At 64.4% G+C, this 15,833-nt stretch carries 20 protein-coding genes, 1 tRNA gene and 1 pseudogene; 8 read left to right on the top strand and 14 right to left on the bottom strand.

Annotation, left to right across the window (positions count from 1 at the left end):
- Nucleotides 1-140: 140 nt before the first annotated feature.
- Nucleotides 141-587 carry a pyridoxamine 5'-phosphate oxidase family protein gene (locus tag EB231_RS00470; protein WP_172347122.1) on the bottom strand — a complete coding sequence of 149 codons (447 nt, stop codon included), beginning with the start codon at nt 585-587 and terminating at the stop codon, nt 141-143.
- Between the two features lie 347 nt (nt 588-934).
- Between EB231_RS00470 and EB231_RS00465 the strand changes: the two genes are divergently transcribed.
- The gene (locus EB231_RS00465; RefSeq protein ID WP_172347121.1) at nt 935-1,201 is read left to right on the top strand and encodes a GCG_CRPN prefix-to-repeats domain-containing protein; all 267 of its coding nucleotides are present in this window, start codon (nt 935-937) and stop codon (nt 1,199-1,201) included.
- Between the two features lie 72 nt (nt 1,202-1,273).
- Here EB231_RS00465 and EB231_RS00460 read toward each other — a convergent pair whose 3' ends face one another.
- The 9 genes and pseudogenes from EB231_RS00460 to EB231_RS00420 all read right to left on the bottom strand — a co-directional run.
- Nucleotides 1,274-2,512 (bottom strand): DUF1501 domain-containing protein, encoded by a 1,239-nt coding sequence (locus EB231_RS00460; RefSeq protein ID WP_172347120.1) that lies wholly within the window; start codon nt 2,510-2,512, stop codon nt 1,274-1,276.
- Between the two features lie 46 nt (nt 2,513-2,558).
- The gene (locus EB231_RS00455) at nt 2,559-4,052 is read right to left on the bottom strand and encodes a DUF1800 domain-containing protein (RefSeq protein WP_172347119.1); all 1,494 of its coding nucleotides are present in this window, start codon (nt 4,050-4,052) and stop codon (nt 2,559-2,561) included.
- A 114-nt stretch (nt 4,053-4,166) separates the two neighbouring features.
- Nucleotides 4,167-4,445 carry a GCG_CRPN prefix-to-repeats domain-containing protein gene (locus tag EB231_RS00450; RefSeq protein WP_172347118.1) on the bottom strand — a complete coding sequence of 93 codons (279 nt, stop codon included), beginning with the start codon at nt 4,443-4,445 and terminating at the stop codon, nt 4,167-4,169.
- 108 nt (nt 4,446-4,553) lie between these two features.
- Nucleotides 4,554-5,009, bottom strand: a complete 456-nt coding sequence (locus EB231_RS00445; protein WP_172347117.1) for a periplasmic heavy metal sensor — start codon at nt 5,007-5,009, stop codon at nt 4,554-4,556.
- Nucleotides 5,006-5,452: a hypothetical protein gene (locus EB231_RS00440; protein ID WP_246740848.1), complete on the bottom strand. Its 447-nt coding sequence runs from the start codon at nt 5,450-5,452 to the stop codon at nt 5,006-5,008. Before EB231_RS00440 ends, EB231_RS00445 begins: the two co-directional genes overlap by 4 nt.
- 113 nt (nt 5,453-5,565) lie before the next feature.
- On the bottom strand, nt 5,566-6,102 hold the full coding sequence (locus EB231_RS00435; protein WP_172347115.1) for an RNA polymerase sigma factor: 537 nt from the start codon (nt 6,100-6,102) through the stop codon (nt 5,566-5,568).
- A 45-nt stretch (nt 6,103-6,147) separates the two neighbouring features.
- Nucleotides 6,148-6,576, bottom strand: coding sequence for an EF-hand domain-containing protein (locus EB231_RS00430; RefSeq protein ID WP_172347114.1), 429 nt, complete (start codon nt 6,574-6,576; stop codon nt 6,148-6,150).
- A gap of 221 nt (nt 6,577-6,797) precedes the next feature.
- A complete protein-coding gene (locus tag EB231_RS00425) occupies nt 6,798-6,986 on the bottom strand; it encodes a YodC family protein (protein WP_172347113.1) in 189 nt (62 codons plus the stop codon).
- Nucleotides 6,987-7,085: 99 nt separating this feature from the next.
- Nucleotides 7,086-7,244: pseudogene (locus EB231_RS00420) on the bottom strand (ribonuclease); the annotation flags it as partial.
- A gap of 174 nt (nt 7,245-7,418) precedes the next feature.
- Between EB231_RS00420 and EB231_RS00415 the strand changes: the two are divergent.
- From EB231_RS00415 to EB231_RS35690, 3 genes are read left to right on the top strand one after another with little or no spacing between them, the layout of a single operon-like run.
- The gene (locus tag EB231_RS00415) at nt 7,419-8,105 is read left to right on the top strand and encodes a class I SAM-dependent methyltransferase (protein WP_172347112.1); all 687 of its coding nucleotides are present in this window, start codon (nt 7,419-7,421) and stop codon (nt 8,103-8,105) included.
- Nucleotides 8,105-8,248: a hypothetical protein gene (locus EB231_RS00410; protein WP_172347111.1), complete on the top strand. Its 144-nt coding sequence runs from the start codon at nt 8,105-8,107 to the stop codon at nt 8,246-8,248. The genes EB231_RS00415 and EB231_RS00410 overlap by 1 nt, the downstream gene beginning before the upstream one ends.
- 53 nt (nt 8,249-8,301) lie before the next feature.
- Entirely contained in the window at nt 8,302-8,370 is a 69-nt protein-coding gene (locus tag EB231_RS35690; RefSeq protein WP_172352765.1) for a DUF4031 domain-containing protein, read from the top strand.
- 200 nt (nt 8,371-8,570) lie between these two features.
- On the opposite strand, the gene EB231_RS00400 is transcribed toward EB231_RS35690, so the two are convergent.
- Nucleotides 8,571-8,646, bottom strand: a tRNA-Thr gene (locus EB231_RS00400).
- A gap of 290 nt (nt 8,647-8,936) precedes the next feature.
- Here EB231_RS00400 and EB231_RS00395 point away from each other — a divergent pair.
- Nucleotides 8,937-10,082 (top strand): hypothetical protein, encoded by a 1,146-nt coding sequence (locus EB231_RS00395; protein ID WP_172347110.1) that lies wholly within the window; start codon nt 8,937-8,939, stop codon nt 10,080-10,082.
- A gap of 11 nt (nt 10,083-10,093) precedes the next feature.
- Here EB231_RS00395 and EB231_RS00390 read toward each other — a convergent pair whose 3' ends face one another.
- Both EB231_RS00390 and EB231_RS00385 read right to left on the bottom strand, forming a co-directional pair.
- Entirely contained in the window at nt 10,094-11,695 is a 1,602-nt protein-coding gene (locus EB231_RS00390) for a cisplatin damage response ATP-dependent DNA ligase (protein WP_172347109.1), read from the bottom strand.
- Nucleotides 11,696-11,699: 4 nt separating this feature from the next.
- Nucleotides 11,700-12,707 carry a ligase-associated DNA damage response exonuclease gene (locus EB231_RS00385; RefSeq protein ID WP_172352764.1) on the bottom strand — a complete coding sequence of 336 codons (1,008 nt, stop codon included), beginning with the start codon at nt 12,705-12,707 and terminating at the stop codon, nt 11,700-11,702.
- Nucleotides 12,708-12,861: 154 nt separating this feature from the next.
- Here EB231_RS00385 and EB231_RS00380 point away from each other — a divergent pair, with 154 nt between their 5' ends.
- The 3 genes from EB231_RS00380 (at nt 12,862) to EB231_RS00370 (ending at nt 14,868) form a co-directional block, all read left to right on the top strand.
- On the top strand, nt 12,862-13,776 hold the full coding sequence (locus EB231_RS00380; protein ID WP_172347108.1) for a class I SAM-dependent DNA methyltransferase: 915 nt from the start codon (nt 12,862-12,864) through the stop codon (nt 13,774-13,776).
- Nucleotides 13,777-13,908: 132 nt separating this feature from the next.
- Nucleotides 13,909-14,271: a hypothetical protein gene (locus EB231_RS00375; RefSeq protein WP_172347107.1), complete on the top strand. Its 363-nt coding sequence runs from the start codon at nt 13,909-13,911 to the stop codon at nt 14,269-14,271.
- Between the two features lie 69 nt (nt 14,272-14,340).
- Complete coding sequence (locus EB231_RS00370; RefSeq protein WP_172347106.1) at nt 14,341-14,868, top strand: AAA family ATPase; 528 nt, start codon at nt 14,341-14,343, stop codon at nt 14,866-14,868.
- A 9-nt stretch (nt 14,869-14,877) separates the two neighbouring features.
- Here the strand turns inward: EB231_RS00370 and EB231_RS00365 are convergent, their stop codons facing one another.
- On the bottom strand, nt 14,878-15,819 hold the full coding sequence (locus EB231_RS00365; protein WP_172347105.1) for a 2-hydroxyacid dehydrogenase: 942 nt from the start codon (nt 15,817-15,819) through the stop codon (nt 14,878-14,880).
- Nucleotides 15,820-15,833: the final 14 nt, after the last annotated feature.

Here is a 15,833-nt window from a genome sequence, read left to right as displayed (position 1 = left end):
ACCCATGCCCCGTGCCCAGTCGAAATTCGACCACATGCTGTCGACGCTCGATTCCGTCCAACGTCGCGATGCCGCCATCGGCCGGATCCGGCGCCTGCGCGAGGCGGCGCCGGATGCAAGCATCGAACGGTGGACAAGACCTATTCGCTTGCTTCCCGTCCAGAAACTTTTTCGACAAGGATCCGGAAAAAGACGTGCGGCAAGCTGTCTGACATCAGAGGCGTGACAGGCTTGAGAGCACCAGGCTCCCACCAGTCCACGTGCGTGCTCAACACCGACCATGCATGGTCCCGTTGAACCTTGTGGCCGATCCGGTCCGTCAGTTCCTCATAGCGGCCGTCGACAATCACGCTTCTCCATCCGCGCCCCTCTGTATGTTCTTCCACTTGGGCGCACACCAGGGTATTGGCCCGCATCCAGTCGATCTTCTTACCCAGCAAGGAGAATGCATAGAGGTGACTGTCGGCGTAGGCGTAGTTGAAGGACACGACGTAGGGTTGTCCGTCCTTCGCGCATGCCAGATGGCCCGTGCGGTTGGCCGCCAGCAATTTCGTGCATTCCAAAGTAGAGAGCGTGCGGATCATCATCGGCGTGATCTCCTGGTCTTACATGGCCTTCAGCCTGAGCATTTCTGTCAATTGGTTTCCACCAACCCTAGCGCGGACCTGTCATCGCTCATTGATCTGGATCAATTTGCCAAGCTGCAAAGGTGGGGCCTGCCCTATCAAAGGTGGGGGCCTGCCCTGTCATTGACGAAGCCACGCCGCCGCCGATCGAAGCTTTCGGCGGGCGGCCGGTATGAATCGCGAGGCACCGTGTGCTGAATTCGGAACGCTGTAGAGATCTAACGAAGATGTGATCCGTCTCGCTGCGACGGGTTTCGGCCGTGTGCCGCGTTTCACGGTGGTTAGGGACGAAACCACGGAGACAACACATGTTCACAAGATACTTGCTGCCCTTTGCACTGGCGGCCGGCACTTTGATGCTGTCCGGCGCCGGCTTGCAGGCCATGCCGATGGCCAGGCCGAGTGCCGCGCCGGCGCCGATCGAAACGGTCGGCTGGCGCTGCGGTCCCGGCTGGCACATGAACCGTTGGGGCAATTGCGTGCCGAACCGCCGCATGATGATCCGGCCGGCGCGCCATTGGCATCCCGGCTTCTGGGCCCATCACCGTTGGCACCCCGGCTATTGGGGCTGGTGATCCCTCGAGCGATCGGACGGGCGATCGAAATACCCGCTCCGGAAACGGCGCGGGTGTCTTTCGTTCAGGCCATCAGGCGACGAGATCTCGCATCGGCTTCACTTGCGTGGACTCCGGAAACACCTTGTCGCCGAGCACGGTTGCGGAAAGGCCGAACTGGTCGGCGAGCAACCCCTTCAGCACCGCCCTGACATCGCTGGTCGGGGCGAGGTCGCGCTGTTGGTAAAGCTGAGCCGGCTTCAATCCCGGCCAGTCGGCGATGACGCGGCCGCCCTTGATCGCGCCGCCGGCGAGCAGCACCACCGTGCCGGTGCCGTGATCGGTGCCGACCGTGCCGTTGATCTGTGCCGTGCGCCCGAACTCGGTGATGGCGACGATCGCCGTGTCCTTCCAGCGTTCGCCCAGGCCCTTCTCGAACTCCTCGAAGGCGCCGTCGAGGCCGCCGAGCAGCGTGGCGAGCCGGCCTGTCGCGCCGCCTTCGTTGACATGCGTGTCCCAGCCGTCAAAGGCCAGTGCGGCGACACGCGGACCGTCATCGGCCGCGATCAGCTTGGCGGCGCCTTGCGCGGCCTGCCGCATGCCGGCGGCGCTGTCGAGGCCGCCCTTCGGTTTCATCGCCTTGGCACCCATCTGGTCGTCCAGCGCCATGCGGTCGGCATCGAGGCCTTTTTGCAGCGCCACCGCCAGCACCGGATCGCGATGCTGGTAGAGATCGAGAACCCGCGCTGCGAGGTCGCCGGCCGGCTCCGGCAGGGATTGCGGCGCCCAGCCGAGCACGGGGGCGGCACCACGGATCACCAGCGGCGTCGACGGGCCGACGGCGAGACCACCAAGCGCGGCCACGCGATCGCCCGCCGGCAGGCTTTCCAGCGCCCGGTTGAGCCATCCGGTGGCGACATGGCCGGGTCCGGCAAAACCGCTTTCCAGCACATCCTGCCCGTCGAAATGCGAGCGTTCGCGATAGCCCGTCGCGGCCGCATGCACCACCGCCGCCTGGCTTGCCTTGAACAGCCGCGCGAACACCGGCATCGCCGGATTGACCACGAAGAAACCATCGAGCGGCAGCGCCGCGTGCGAGCCGGTGAGCGACAAAGCGATGTCGCCATGCAGGCCCGCATAGTCGGGATCGCCGACCGGGCCGACCGCTGACAGGCCGTCGAGCGCGCCGCGTAGGACGATGACGATCAGGCGTGGGTCGCGATTGTCGGCGGCGCGAGCGAAGCGGGGCAGATAGGCCCAGGCAAACAGCGCGCCGCCGGTCATCAGCACGGCACGGCGGGAGGGATGAGGGGTTTCACACAGCAGGCTCATGGCTTGGTCTCCATGGGAGTTGTCGGCGCCGGATCTATCGCTCGAGCTATCGTCTCTGGAATTCGGGCGCCATCAGCAGCAGCGCCAGGCCTTGCTGCTTGGACTCGGCGCGGGCGATCGCCTGCCGCGTCTCCGGCGAGGCGGAAGGCCCAATGGCGGCGTCGAGCATGTCGTTGGGATTGCCTATGTCCTTGACCTGGCGGGCCGCCTGCCAGGCGATGTCGAGGCGGACCTTCATGCCTTCCGCCGACGCCCAGCTGTCCGCCTGGTCGGAGAAGCCGTTCGGCCCCGGTGGCTGCCAGAGCGGCTCGCCTAGCACGTTAAGCCAGTTGAGCGATTGGCCCGGATCGTTCGCCGGACCCGGGCCGACCGCCCGCCGGATGGCGGCAATGTAGTCTAACGGCGAGCGCATCTTGGCCAGTGGCGTCGACCAGGCCTCCGGCATATCGATGAGGGTCGTGGCCAATGCCCTGAGATTGCCGTCGCTCTTGGCGAAAACCTTGGCCAGCCGCGCCACCGCGGCCGGCGGCGGATCGTCGGATATGAAATGGCGGACAAGCTCGGTGGCGATGTGCCGCGCCGTCGCCGGGTGGCCGGCGATGTCGTTGAGTGCCGCCTCGGCCTGGGCCATGCCCCCGGCCGGATAGGTCTTGCCGAGCAGCACCGCGTCGCCCGGCTCATGCGCATTGGCGTTGAAGACGGAACTGCCGGGTTCACCCAGCCGACCTTCACGCCCGGCCATCGTCCAGCCGGTCAGGATGCGCGCAAAGCTGGTGACATCGGCTTGGGTATAGCCGCTGCCGACGCCGAGCGTATGCAGTTCCATGATCTCGCGGGCGAGGTTCTCGTTGAGGCCGCGCTGGCGGTTCTTGCCGGCGCGGGAATCCGGGCCGATCGACTGCTGGTTGTCGAGATAGAACAGCATCGCCGGATGCCGCTCCACGGCCATCAGCATGTCTGCGAAACGGCCGAGCACGAAAGGGCGGATCGCTTCCCGTTCGAAGGCACCGGCGCTCGCCCGCACGACGTTGTCCTTCGCCACGGAAACGCAGAAATGGTTCGACCAGAAATAGACCAGACGTTCGACAAAGCCGGCATCGGCCCGCAGAGCCTTGTCGAAGCGCGCCTGGGCTTCGGCGCGGAACAGCGTGGCCTCGACCGGCGGAACGGCTGGCTTTGGCGGCGCCGCGGGCGACGGCATGGGTTGGACGGGCTGGGCCGGCGCGGCTTCGGCAGGCATGTTCTGGATGCTCGCCGTTGCCATCGCCGGCTGTGCCGCGGCCATGCGCTCGCGCTCGAGCTTGCGCTGGACATTTGCCGCCATGCTGGCCTGGATAGCCGGTGTGCTGCCCACCAGGCCCGCATAGGCCGGATCGTCAAGCGGGATCAGGGCGATGTCGGGTTGCCGCAGTTCCGCCTTCAGATAGCCGCGCGGGTCGCCGGCAATCCTGTCGCGGTCGCCGGGCCTTGCCCCGAGTCCGAAGCGGTTGCAAGCGACGAGGGCCGGATCTGGCGGGGAATTGGAGGCCGGGATAGCCAAGTCAGCTCTCCATTGCTGGGGCTTCCGGCGAGCAGCGCCTGAAGCCCATTCGAGCCGGTTCGTGCCTGCTCAGCTGGGATCATGGAGCCGGCGCGGTGGGCGGCCCCATGGCCCTTACCAGCGATGCCAGCGGTGCCAGTGGCGGTGCGGATGCCAGGCGTAATAAGCCGGGCCGTGCCAGTAGTGATAGCGGGGATAGACCACCACGCGATTGGGGACGCAACGCCCCCAGGGATTGGGGTGCCAGCCGGGGCCGCAACCCCAGGCGACTTGCTCCACCACCGCCGGGGCGGCAAGCGGCGCCAGCGGCATCGCCGAGGACGCCGCAACGGTCGCAGCCGTTCCGGTCACCGCGAGAGCGGCGGTGATCGCGTATTTTGCCAGATAGTTCATGGCCAAACTCCGAAGTTGTCCGAGGTTGAAACCTGTCGGCGCCAGATGGTCCGGCAGATCCTGCCCTTCATCTCGTTAAACGGGCGCCATCGGCATTTCCGTCGGTCGTCACGGCGATTTTTTTGGCTTGGCCGATGGCTGCGTCCCGCTGCGTCTCGCGAGGCCCTCGGCCAGCATGTTGCGATCCTCGGTGGACGCTGCTGCCGCGAACTCGACGATGCGCTGCTCAAGCCGCGTGCGCACGGTGACGTCGGCATTGCGGGCCCGCTCCAGGGCGGCCGACAGGGCCGCCGTGTCGAGGACGGGCTGCCGCAGCAAATCCGCCGCCTCGCGCCTCGCCTGCTGGCCGTCGCGAATGATTTCGCGCGACTCTTGGCGGACTTCGCGCAACGCCTTGCGGAACAGCGTACGCTGCTGGTCGGGCAGGCGGCCCCCGGCCGCTTCCAGCGAATAGCCCTGGGCCGGCTTGCCGCTTCTTATCCAGACGGCTCCGCCGGCAAGCGCACCGGCCAGGAAGACATTCACCACCACCGACGCGATGAGGAGGTTACGGCCGGTGCTCATAGGTCTTCCTCGATCGTGTCGGGTCCGGCGTCGCCGAAGGCCGTCGCGTTGGCGTCGAGCACATAGTGGTCGGGCTGAACCTCCGGCGTAACGACGGCCACCAGGGCCAATCCGGCGATGGCGCCGGCGAGCCCAATGCCGGCCAACCCCAGCCCGAGCCACCAGAACCGCTTATGCCGGCCCCGGACGATGTGCCGGCTGGCGGTCCGCAGGATGGTGTCGTGCAGTGTCTTGCCGGGGTGCGGGACGCCATAGCTGTCAAGCAGGGCGTCAAGCGTGCCGGCATGCCGCGAAATGGCTAGGCCCGCCTCGGTTGAAGCAAAAATGGTGGCTGCCTGACGCTCCGCTTGCGGCCAGCGCCGCAGATCGCCGCCATAGGCTTCGGCGAGCGCCGCGAAGCGCTTGGCATCCATTGCCGGGCCGTCCTCGATGTCTTCAGCCATGTGTTTTCCCCTTGCCCCTTGGTGCCGCGTGCCCACGCGGGTTGGAAACGAGGCAGCCCCACCGGGCGCCCGCGGGGCGCGATGAATGTCCGGCATCCATGATCGCGCCTTTCTCAGTCATGGACGCCGTCCCTGGCCAGAATCATCTGCAAGGACCGACGGCCGCGCGAAAGCAGGCTCTCCAGGGCGTCGACGCTGATCTCCAGTGTCGCGGCCGCCTCTATGTTGGACATCTCCTGATAGTAGACCAGGATGATCGCCTCGCGCTGGCGCGGCGCGATCGCCTGCAAGGCTTGCTCGACGCGGTGTGGCTCTTCGCGGGCGTCGGGAAGCGGGGCAGGGTCGGCCATGTCCGGCAGATTGTCGGTCACCACCTCGCGGCGCCGACGCAACCGGTCGTAGCAAAGGTTGAGCGTCACCCGGTGGATCCAGCTGTCGAAGCGTGCATTGCCGCGCCGCCAGCTGGAGGCATGACGCCAGATGCGCACGAAGGTTTCCTGCGCGACGTCCTCGGCCTCCGCCGCGTCGCCCAGCATGCGCACGGCAAGGGAAAGGATGCGCGGCAATTTGCGCGCGACGAGCGTCTGCACCGCCGCGGGATCGCCAGCTCCGACCCGACGAACCAGCTCCTCGTCCGGATCGGCGCTCATCGGCTCGCGCACTCCCGATATCCATCACGCGTCATAGCCTCTTGGTCATTGCTCCGGCTTGGGAGCGGATTTGTGGCCTGACATCTCATCGGCTGTCAGAACGCCGTCGCCGTTCTTGTCCAGCCTGGCAAAACGCTTGGCGAAGAACGCATCGAGCTCGGCGCGATCGATGAAGCCGTCATGATTGGAATCGATACGGGCGAAGGATTTGGCGGCGTCTCCCTTGACGTTGCGCTTGGCTTGAAAGGCTTCCCATTCCAAAAGGCTGATCTTGCCGTCACCGTCCGTGTCGGCGGCCATGACCGCCTTCTCCCGCCGCTTCTGGAACTTGGCCAGCGTGAGTTCAGACTTGGCATTTGATGCGGCAGGAGCGGCGGCCGGAGGCGTGGCAGCCGGGGGCTGTGTCGCTGTCTGGGCGAGAGCCGCGACGGTCAGCAGGCTCAAGGCAACGGCAAGGATCGAACGGCGTATCATGCTTCGGCGTCTCCGGTTGGCGCGTCGGCCACGGCCCATGCCGTGGTCACGCTTCAACCGTTAAACGCCGAGATGGGGAAAATCCGTCGGTCGCCTGTACGGATACCTTCGATTGCGATACCGACTCGACGTCGCTCCCAAGAGCGACCGCCGTGACGCATCCTCCCGCGCCGCCTGAATTCACGCCGGGCCGGCCACCGTTCCTAGTGGACGGGCAGGGATTACGCAGGTTGATCGGCGGCGACCAACTGGTCGGGTTTGAAACCCGCATGCTGCGGCGTCCAAACGTCGCCTTCCTTGTTGAACCAGTGGCAGAGATACATGCCGGAAGCGGCCCCATCGCTGACCGTCATCTTCGGCCCTCCCGACTTCAGCTTGACGACGTCTCCGGTCTTGAAAGTGTTGGGCATTTCGGACCTCCCATGCTGAGGCCCGCGAGTTTCCCACCAAAGCTGAGTCGCGACAATGGCGGATATGGGTCGCCGGCAGCGGAGCCATCAGGCCAGCCATCAATCCGCAGTCTTGCCCAACGTGTCGGCGACGACGGCGCCGCGCTTGCCCATCGGGCGAGCCGGCCCTGTGGTGGAGTCGACGGCGGTCTGATGCTCCATCTCCGCATTGATTGCGGCCCCGGCGATGAGGATGATGACCGAAACCCACATCCACAGGGCGGGCAGTGACTGCCGAAAGCTGGGGCCTGGGTACCGACGAATTGCCGGGGCGGCGCACTTTGCCGGCGGCAGGGACGTCGGTTCAGATCCAACATTGACGCTGAAGCGGCGTCAATATACCTGGCGATACGTGAGCCGCGCTAGCTCGCCGCGAATATAGAGGGGTTAGCAGTGGTCGATTTTGCTAAGTGGTACGAAGGGAAAGAGTTTTCCTCCGATTGGACGTCTAATAATTTCCGTGTCTGGAGCGCTTGCCTTGCAAGTATGCGGGATCGACCTCTCGACATCTTGGAAATCGGATCTTGGGAAGGACGTTCTGCGATCTTTTTTCTTGAGTACTGCCATCTGTCGCGGATTACGTGCATCGATCCGTTCGTTGGAGGGCAGAACGAATACGTAACTTCGGCCGGCGGATTTACCCAAGTAGAACAGCGCTTCGATGCCAACACGGCCTCGTATCCCGGGCGCGTCACAAAGCTGAAGTCGATTTCCAGCAAAGCATTGATCGACCTGCAGGACCAAAAAAGATCTTACGACCTGATCTATATCGATGGTGCCCACGAGCGGGACGCGGTTCACGTCGATTCCCTTCTGGCGTGGCCTCTACTCAAGAATGGCGGAACCATTATCTGGGACGATTACGCTTGGGAACGGAAACAACCGATCGAAACGAGGCCGGAAGAAGCCATCAATGTTTTCGTGGCTTCCAGACGCAAGGAAATTAAAGTTCTCCATGTCGGGCACCAAATCGTAGCGCAGAAAGTCGATGGCGGAAGGTTCGATGTCCGCTCTGCCATCAACTCTTTCATTTTGCGGAGGCTGCGGCAACGCAAACGCTCCGTCAAAGCGGCTAGATAGTGGACGATTACTGTGGCGGCTGCGCCCTTGCCGTCATGCGCGATGCCGGCGCCGCCCCGCTCGCCCTCAAGGTGACAGCCGCCGGCTTTCCGGGGCACTCGCTCTATATCAGCGGGGACACCGAACCGAAGGCCTTCGCATGACGGTCAACGTTGACCGGCCGCGCTGGCGCCTCGCCCGATGGTGATGGTGCCATATGGCGGCCGATTCACTCGCCGAGCTTCACGCCATGGCCGAAGCCCTCGGGGTCCGCCGATGGTTTTAGGACAAGCCAGGCCGTCCCTACGACCTTTCAAAAGGCCATTCGGGCGCGCGCCATAGGTCTAGACGCCCGCGAAGTGTTCAGCCGAGCCCTTGTCGATGCGCTACAAAGGGCGAACAAATGAGCTCGGGAAATGTTGGCAGAGTGTTGGCAGGGCGTTTTTCGCCCTACGCCTCTGGAACCCGCAAACCCTTGGGAAATTTTGGTGCCGCTTGCGTGACTCGAACACGCGACCCCATCATTACGAATGATGTGCTCTACCAACTGAGCTAAAGCGGCCCGGGAGGCCAAGGCCTCCAAGATGGGCTGGGTGATAGACTCAACCGGCCGTGAATTCAAGATGCGACTTGGCAAATCATGCACGAGCGCCCAACACGGTCGAAACCAGGGTTGGGGCGTCGCTGCCTGCGAAGAATCGCCGGGATAGTCCGATTTTATTTGCCGGAACATCGCCAAGATGGACTTTGGACGGCCCGTCGAGGCAGAATGCAGCCGCACGCCCGTTGATTGATTGGTCGCCTACGGCTAACCATCAGGGAAGATTGGTGCAATTTGCAGAGGGATCTCGCTTGGACGCGATCGAAAAAGCGATCCGGAACGCCTTGGACAAGGGCAATGCCGAGGACCGCGCGTTCCGCGAGAAGGTCTACCGGTCGGCCTTTGCCGCGCTCGATCGTGCGCTCCAGGCCAATCCCGGCGTGACCGTGGAAGTCGCCATCAAGCGCCGCAAGGCGATCCAGGCGAAGATCGCCGAAATCGAATCCGAGTTCCTGCCGGCGGTGCCGGATGTTGGTCCGCAAGTCGATTCCCCGGCGGGCGAGCCCGCGGCCACCGCGGCGCCCGCGATCGAGATCGGCGACAGGACGCCGTCGCCCGCGGTCGCCGTCGCCGGCCCCGCGCAGCCCGCATCCGACGCGCCGCGCTCGCGCGTGCTGCCGGTCGTTCCCGACATCATGCCGGACGCCACGCTGCCCGGCGCGCCGGCCATCGACATGTCGGCTCCCGCCGCTTCGGGAGCCGCAGCGGAAGTGGCGCCCGATCGCGACGAACGCCGCATTCGCGGTCGTCGCCTGCCGCTGACCGCCATCTTCTTCACCGTGACCCTGCTTGCGGCGGTAGGCATCGGCCTGTTTTTCGCCATGCAGACCGGTGTTTTCAAGACTGCGGCGCAACTCGATACGGCACCGCCGGAGGCGCCGCCAACCGTGGAGGACGACGATTTCACGCCGGCCGACGGCGCCAATGCGCCGGCAAAGCCTGGCGCCGCGGACCAATCGCGCGACTGGATCAATGTGTTCTCGCCGACCGATCCCACACATGTCGCCGCCCCGTCGGACGCCAAGGCCGAGGTGATGAAGGACGACACCGGTCCGTTCCTGCGCATCCGGTCCGGCGCCTCCGGTTCGGCGATCGCCTTCGATGTCGGGCAAGGCGTGCTGGAAAAGCTCGCCGGCAAGCATGCCGTGTTCGATATCATCGCCCGCGCCGAGGACGGCAAGGACACGCAGATATCCGTCGACTGCAATTTCGGCGAACTCGGCGACTGTGGCCGCAAACGCTACGCGGTCGGCCAGCAGCGCAACGAATATCTGTTCGACGTGCAGTTCCCCAACAAGCGGCCGGGCTCGGCCGGAACCATCGCCGTCAATTCCGATTTCGACAAGCAGGGCAAGGCGGTCAACATCTACGAGATCCGCGTCTCGATCGAGCCTTAGTCGGCTGGAACTCAGCGAGCGAGCAGCGCCTGCAGCGTCTCGATGCGGTCGGCCTCGTTGGCCGGCTTGTCCCAGCGTAGCCGTGAAATGCGGGGAAAGCGCATGGCGACACCGGATTTGTGCCGGGTCGAGCGGTTGAGCCCTTCGAAGGCGACTTCCAGCACCAGGCCATTGTCGCGGTCCGCCCGCACCGAGCGCACCGGGCCGAAGCGCTCGACCGTATTGTCCCTGACATATTTGTCGATCTGCTTCAGCTCCTCGTCGGTGAAGCCGAAATAGGCCTTGCCGACCGGCACCAGTTCCTCCTCGCCCTCGGCCCCGGACCAGACGCCGAACGTGTAGTCGGAGTAGAAGCTCGAGCGCTTGCCATGGCCGCGCTGGGCATACATCAGGACGGCATCCACTGTGTGCGGATCGCGCTTCCATTTGAACCACGGGCCTTTCGGCCGCCCGGCGACATAGGGCGAATCCCAGCGTTTCAGCATCACGCCTTCAATGATCGGGTGCGGCGGCGCGCGGCGCATCTCCTCCAGCGCCTGCCAATCCGCGAAGTCGACGAAGGGCGACAGGTCGAAACGGCTGGGGTCGAGCGTCTTGACGAAGGCTTCGAGGTGGTCGCGCCGCTCGCGGAAGGATAGCCCGCGCAAATCCTCGGCGCCGATCTGCAGCAAATCGTAACAGCGCATGAAGGCCGGATATTGCTGCTGCATCTTCGGTGTCACCGTCTTGCGGTTCAGCCTCTGCTGCAGGTCCGAGAACGTCCCCGTCGCCTGTCGGGGATCGCCAACCAGCAACTCGCCATCCAGCGTCGCGGAAAAATGCATCGCGTCGGCAAGGTCGGGAAAGGCGCCGGAGACATCGTCGCCGGTGCGCGAATAGAGCCGGCGGATGCCGCCTTCCGCCACTGCCTGGACGCGGATGCCGTCCCATTTCCATTCGGCCGCATAGTCCGCCGGATCGAGCTTTTCCAGATCGCCGTCGCCGACCGGGTTCGACAGCATCACCGGCCTGAACAGCGCCATCGCCGTGTTGCGGGGTTTTTCAGCCTTGCCCTCCAGCCACGCGAACAGCGCCGTATAGGGTGGCGACAGCCCGTGCCAGAGTTCCTCGATCTCGGCGACGTCGACCTTGCCGAAATCCGCCAGCGCCTGCTTGGCGAGCCGCGCCGACACTCCGATGCGCAGGCCGCCGGTGACCAGCTTGATAATGGCGAAGCGCGCCGAAATGCCGGCGCTGTCGAGCAGCCCAGCCAGCACCTTCGGTCCGTCGGAGCGGCTTGCCGCCTGCAACTTGGCCACGACCTCGCCGAGTGTCGGCTCACGGTTGGGGATTTTGCCGGGGGTTTGCGGCCAGACCAGCGACACCGTCTCGGCGAGGTCGCCGACATAGTCGTAGGAATAGCCGAATAGCACCGGGTCCATGCGTTCGGTGACAAGGGTGCGCAGCATCGCCGGCTTGACCGCGGCGATGTTCAGATCGCCGGTGATGGCGGCCAGCGCCAGGCCGCGATCCGGGTCCTCGACGCTGCGGAAGTAGTCGACCAGCAGCGTCAGCTTGCCGTTGCGCGACGGCGTCAGCACCAGGCGGTCGAGGAGTTCGGCGAAGCGGTTCATGCCATCAATCGCCTTCGTCCTCATAGCCCACAAGATGCAATGGCCGGGCGGCAATGCCTTCGAGTTCGCACCAGCGCACCAGTGCTTCCTCACGGCCATGCGTGACCCAGATTTCCTCGGCGCCGGTCTCCTTGATGGTGGCGGTGAGCTCGTCCCAGTCGGCATGGTCCGAGATGATCAGCGGCAGTTCGACACCGCCCTGCTTGGCGCGCTGGCGGATACGCATCCAGCCGGACGCGAAGCACGAGATCGGATCGGGGAAACGCCGCGCCCAGCGGTCGGCGAAGGCCGATGGCGGGCCGACCACGATGGCGCCGGCGAAATCCCCTTTGCCGCCTTCCACCGTCGCCGGTTCGAGTATGCCGAGGTCGATGCCCTGGCTTTGATAGTACTCGCTGAGCTTGGCCAGTGCGCCATGGATATAGAGCGGCCTGTCGTAGCCGGCGTCGCGCAACAGCCGCATCACCCGCTCCGCTTTCCCCAGCGCATAGGCGCCGACCAGATGCGAGCGTTCGGGAAACTGCGCCGCCGATTTCAGCAGGCGGGCGATCTCTTCCGTGTCGGGCGGGTGGCGAAACACCGGCAGGCCGAAGGTCGCCTCGGTGATGAACACGTCGCAGCGGATTGGCTCGAACGGCACGCAGGTCGCGTCCTTTCGCCGTTTGTAGTCGCCGGAAGCGACGATACGCATGCCCTGATGTTCGACCGATATCTGTGCCGAGCCCAGCACATGGCCGGCCGGATGGAAGCTGACGCTGACGCCGTCGAGGACGATCGTCTCGCCGAGCCGGGCTGGTTGCGTGGTGCTGGCAAAGCCCTCGCCATAGCGCAGCCCCATGATGTCGAGCGTCTGCTGCGTCGCCAGCACCGAGCGGTGGTCGGAACGAGCATGGTCGGAATGACCGTGGGTGATCAGCGCCCGGCCCACCGGCCGCACCGGGTCGATGAAGAAATCGCCCGGCGGGCAATAAAGGCCTTCTGGCCGGGGATGAAGCAGGTCGCTGGCGCGCATGGTCTGCAAGATAGGATATAATTCCGCTGCGGGAAGCCTGTCGTCGGAGACTGCTGACTCTCCTGGCAAAGAACGCTCAATTCGGTTCAGCTTCCGCATCCTTTGCATTACAGAGATGGTGGCCCGGCTGCCTCCGCCGGCGGAACCCGCCATCATGAAGCCGTTGCAGACCTCATCGGGCGATTTGAACGCCGATCGCCGTGCCGACTATGCCGAGATGCTCTTTGCCTCCGGCGATCACGTGGCGGCGGCCGAACTCCTGCTCGGCGCATTGGAATTGACGCCGCAATGGGCAATGGGCTGGTTTCGCCTTGGCGAGATGCAGGAGGCATCAGGCAGGCTCGACCTGGCGGCGCAGGCCTGGGTGATGGCGCTGAACCTGGATCCAGCCGATCGCCAGGGCGCGGCCCTCAAATTGCAGCTGATCGGCAAACGCCCGGTTTCCAGCGCGCCGCCCAGCGCCTTTGTCGAAGCGCTGTTCGACCACTACGCCGAGACATTCGAAGAGATGCTGGTCGGCAAGCTCGACTACCGGTTGCCCGAAGTCCTCGAGCAGGTGATTCGCAAGGCAAGGCCGGGCCGCTTCCGTCTGGCGCTCGACCTGGGCTGCGGCACTGGGCTGATGGGCGAGAGGCTGAGGCCGATCGTCGACCGGCTGGAGGGGATCGACATCTCTGCCAGGATGCTGAAGAAGGCGCGGACGAAAGGCATCTATGACACGCTGACAAAGGCTGATCTGCAGGGTTTTTCCCACTCAGGCGAAAATCCCGATCTGGTGACATCGGCCGACGTCCTGATCTATGTCGGCGCACTCGAAGGCCTGATCGAGAGGGTCGCCGGTCTGCTCGCCGACGGCGGCCTGTTTGCTTTCTCTGTCGAGAGCCTTGCAAGCGGCGACTTCGCGCTGCAGCCCTCGCGGCGCTACGCCCATTCGGACAGCTATGTCAGGCGGACACTCGAGGCCAACGGGCTTTCAATCCTGGCGCTGGAGCCAACGACCATTCGGCAGGATCGCCGCGAACCCGTCAAAGGCTTGGTCGTTTTGGCCCTGAAGGCTCACGCCACTTGAAGTGTGCATGATCATTGTGCGGTTGAATCCCGTCACCGCTCTGCGCTGCTGCGAAAAAGTCCGATTTGCGTGCGCGACTGATATTTGCGATCTGGTCGCGTCAGGGGCGGGATATCAGGAGGAGCATATCATATGCGCTGGAACATGATGGTCTTGGCCTCTTGCCTGGCAACGGCCGGCTGCGTCGGCAATTCGATGTCCGAGCGGCAGGACGCCAACATAGAATCCTCCCTGCAATACGACACCGTGCCGTGCGATCAGCTGCTGGCGCGGCGCAATGGGTTGGCACAGCAATACAATCTTGCGACGACCGTGAAGCCGACCTTCTCCAATCCAGCGATGGGTTTCGGTCCGTTCACGCCCGACATGCGCTCCAAAGCCCAGCGCGACAGCGACAAGGCGGCTGGCGAGATCGACGCCATGAACCGGTCCATCGACCGCCGCGACTGCGGCAAGCCGGACAATCAGAAGAAGAAGTTCGCTCTGCCCAGTTGAAGTACGAAACAGCAATTGGTCGGACTTTGCCGCGGACAGCAGGTCGCGTCCTCCTAAGGGGTACGATCGATGAAACTCTCGGACCTTGGCGACCGCATCTGCATTCTGGGGCCGTCCAACAGCGGCAAGTCGACCCTGGCCGACGCAATTGCCCGCAAGCGTGGCCTCGAGCCGGTTCACCTCGATCTGCTTCATCATCTGCCCAACACCGACTGGGAGCCGCGTCCAAAGAGCGAATTCATCGCCTTGCACGACGCCGCAATCGCCGGTGAGCGCTGGGTGATGGACGGAAATTATTCCGTTTGCATGCCGCAACGCTTACGGCGGGCGACGGGACTGATCCTCTTGGATATCTCCACGCCGGCAAGTTTGTTGCGCTATTTCAGGCGAAGCTGGTTTGAGACGAACAGGCGCGGTGCCTTGGAGGGCGGGCGCGACAGCGTCAAATGGGACATGATCCACCATATTGCCGTGACCACGCCGAAAAACCGCCAGAAATACCAGGCGATGTTCGAAGAGCTCGACCTGCCAAAGCTGCAGCTATCGTCCGTGAGAGCAGTCAAACAATGCTTCAGGCAATGGGATCTGGCCAGGTAAGGGACCTGGTCAGTATCCCGCCTTGCGGTCCACCAGGTTGTCGAGCTTTTCACCGCGCTCGAAGGCATCCATCTGGCGCAGCATGATCGGCGCCAGGTGCATCGGATCGGAGGTCGCAGCGGCGTGCGGCGTCACGAACACCTTCGGATGGCTCCATAGCGGGCTGGTCTTCGGCAGCGGCTCGACCTCGAACACGTCGAGGCTCGCCTCCTTCAACGTGCCATCGTCCAGCGCCCGCACGATGTCGGCGTCCTTTTGCAGGCGGCCGCGTCCGGCGTTGATCAGCACCGAGCCGCCAAGGCCGTTGCGCTTGCGCAGTTCCTTCAGAACGCCATAATTGATGATGCCCTGCGTGTCGGGCGTCAGCGGCAAGAGCACGACGAGTATGTCGGTTGCCTTGAGGAACGGGATCAAGCCGGCCTCGCCGGAATAGGTCGCGACGCCCTGCATCGGCCGGTCGTTGCGCGACCAGCCATTGACGGCAAAGCCGAGCGAAAGAAGCGCCGAGGCCGCGGCGCGGCCGAGATTGCCGAGCCCCATAATGCCAACGGAAATGTCGCCGGCCGGCCTCTGTTGCGCCTCGTGCCAGATCTTCTTCGGTTGCTGCGACCGGTAGAGCAGGCCGTGGCGATGGTGATCGAGCACCCGCCAGACGACATATTCCGTCATGTACTGCGTGAGGTTGTCGGCGACAACCTTGACGATCGGCACGTCGGGCAGGCCGGGATCGGCGAAAATATGGTCGACGCCGGCGCCGATCGAGAAGATGGCGCGCAGGTTGGGCAGCGACGACAACAGGTTCGGCTTCTGCTTCCACACCACCGCATAGGTGATCGATGGATCCTTGGCGCCGTCCGGCTCCAGAACCACCTCGCGCTCGGCCGACAACAGGTCGCGCCAGCGCTGCGGGTGAAAGCCGGTGACGGCAAGCAGGATGCGGCCTTTTTCCATCGTTGTTCGTTTAG

It is taken from the genome of Mesorhizobium sp. NZP2298 (genome assembly GCF_013170825.1).
Lineage (GTDB): Bacteria > Pseudomonadota > Alphaproteobacteria > Rhizobiales > Rhizobiaceae > Mesorhizobium.
Note: the sequence above shows the minus strand (reverse complement) of the source record. Positions and strands in the feature narration are given on the sequence as shown.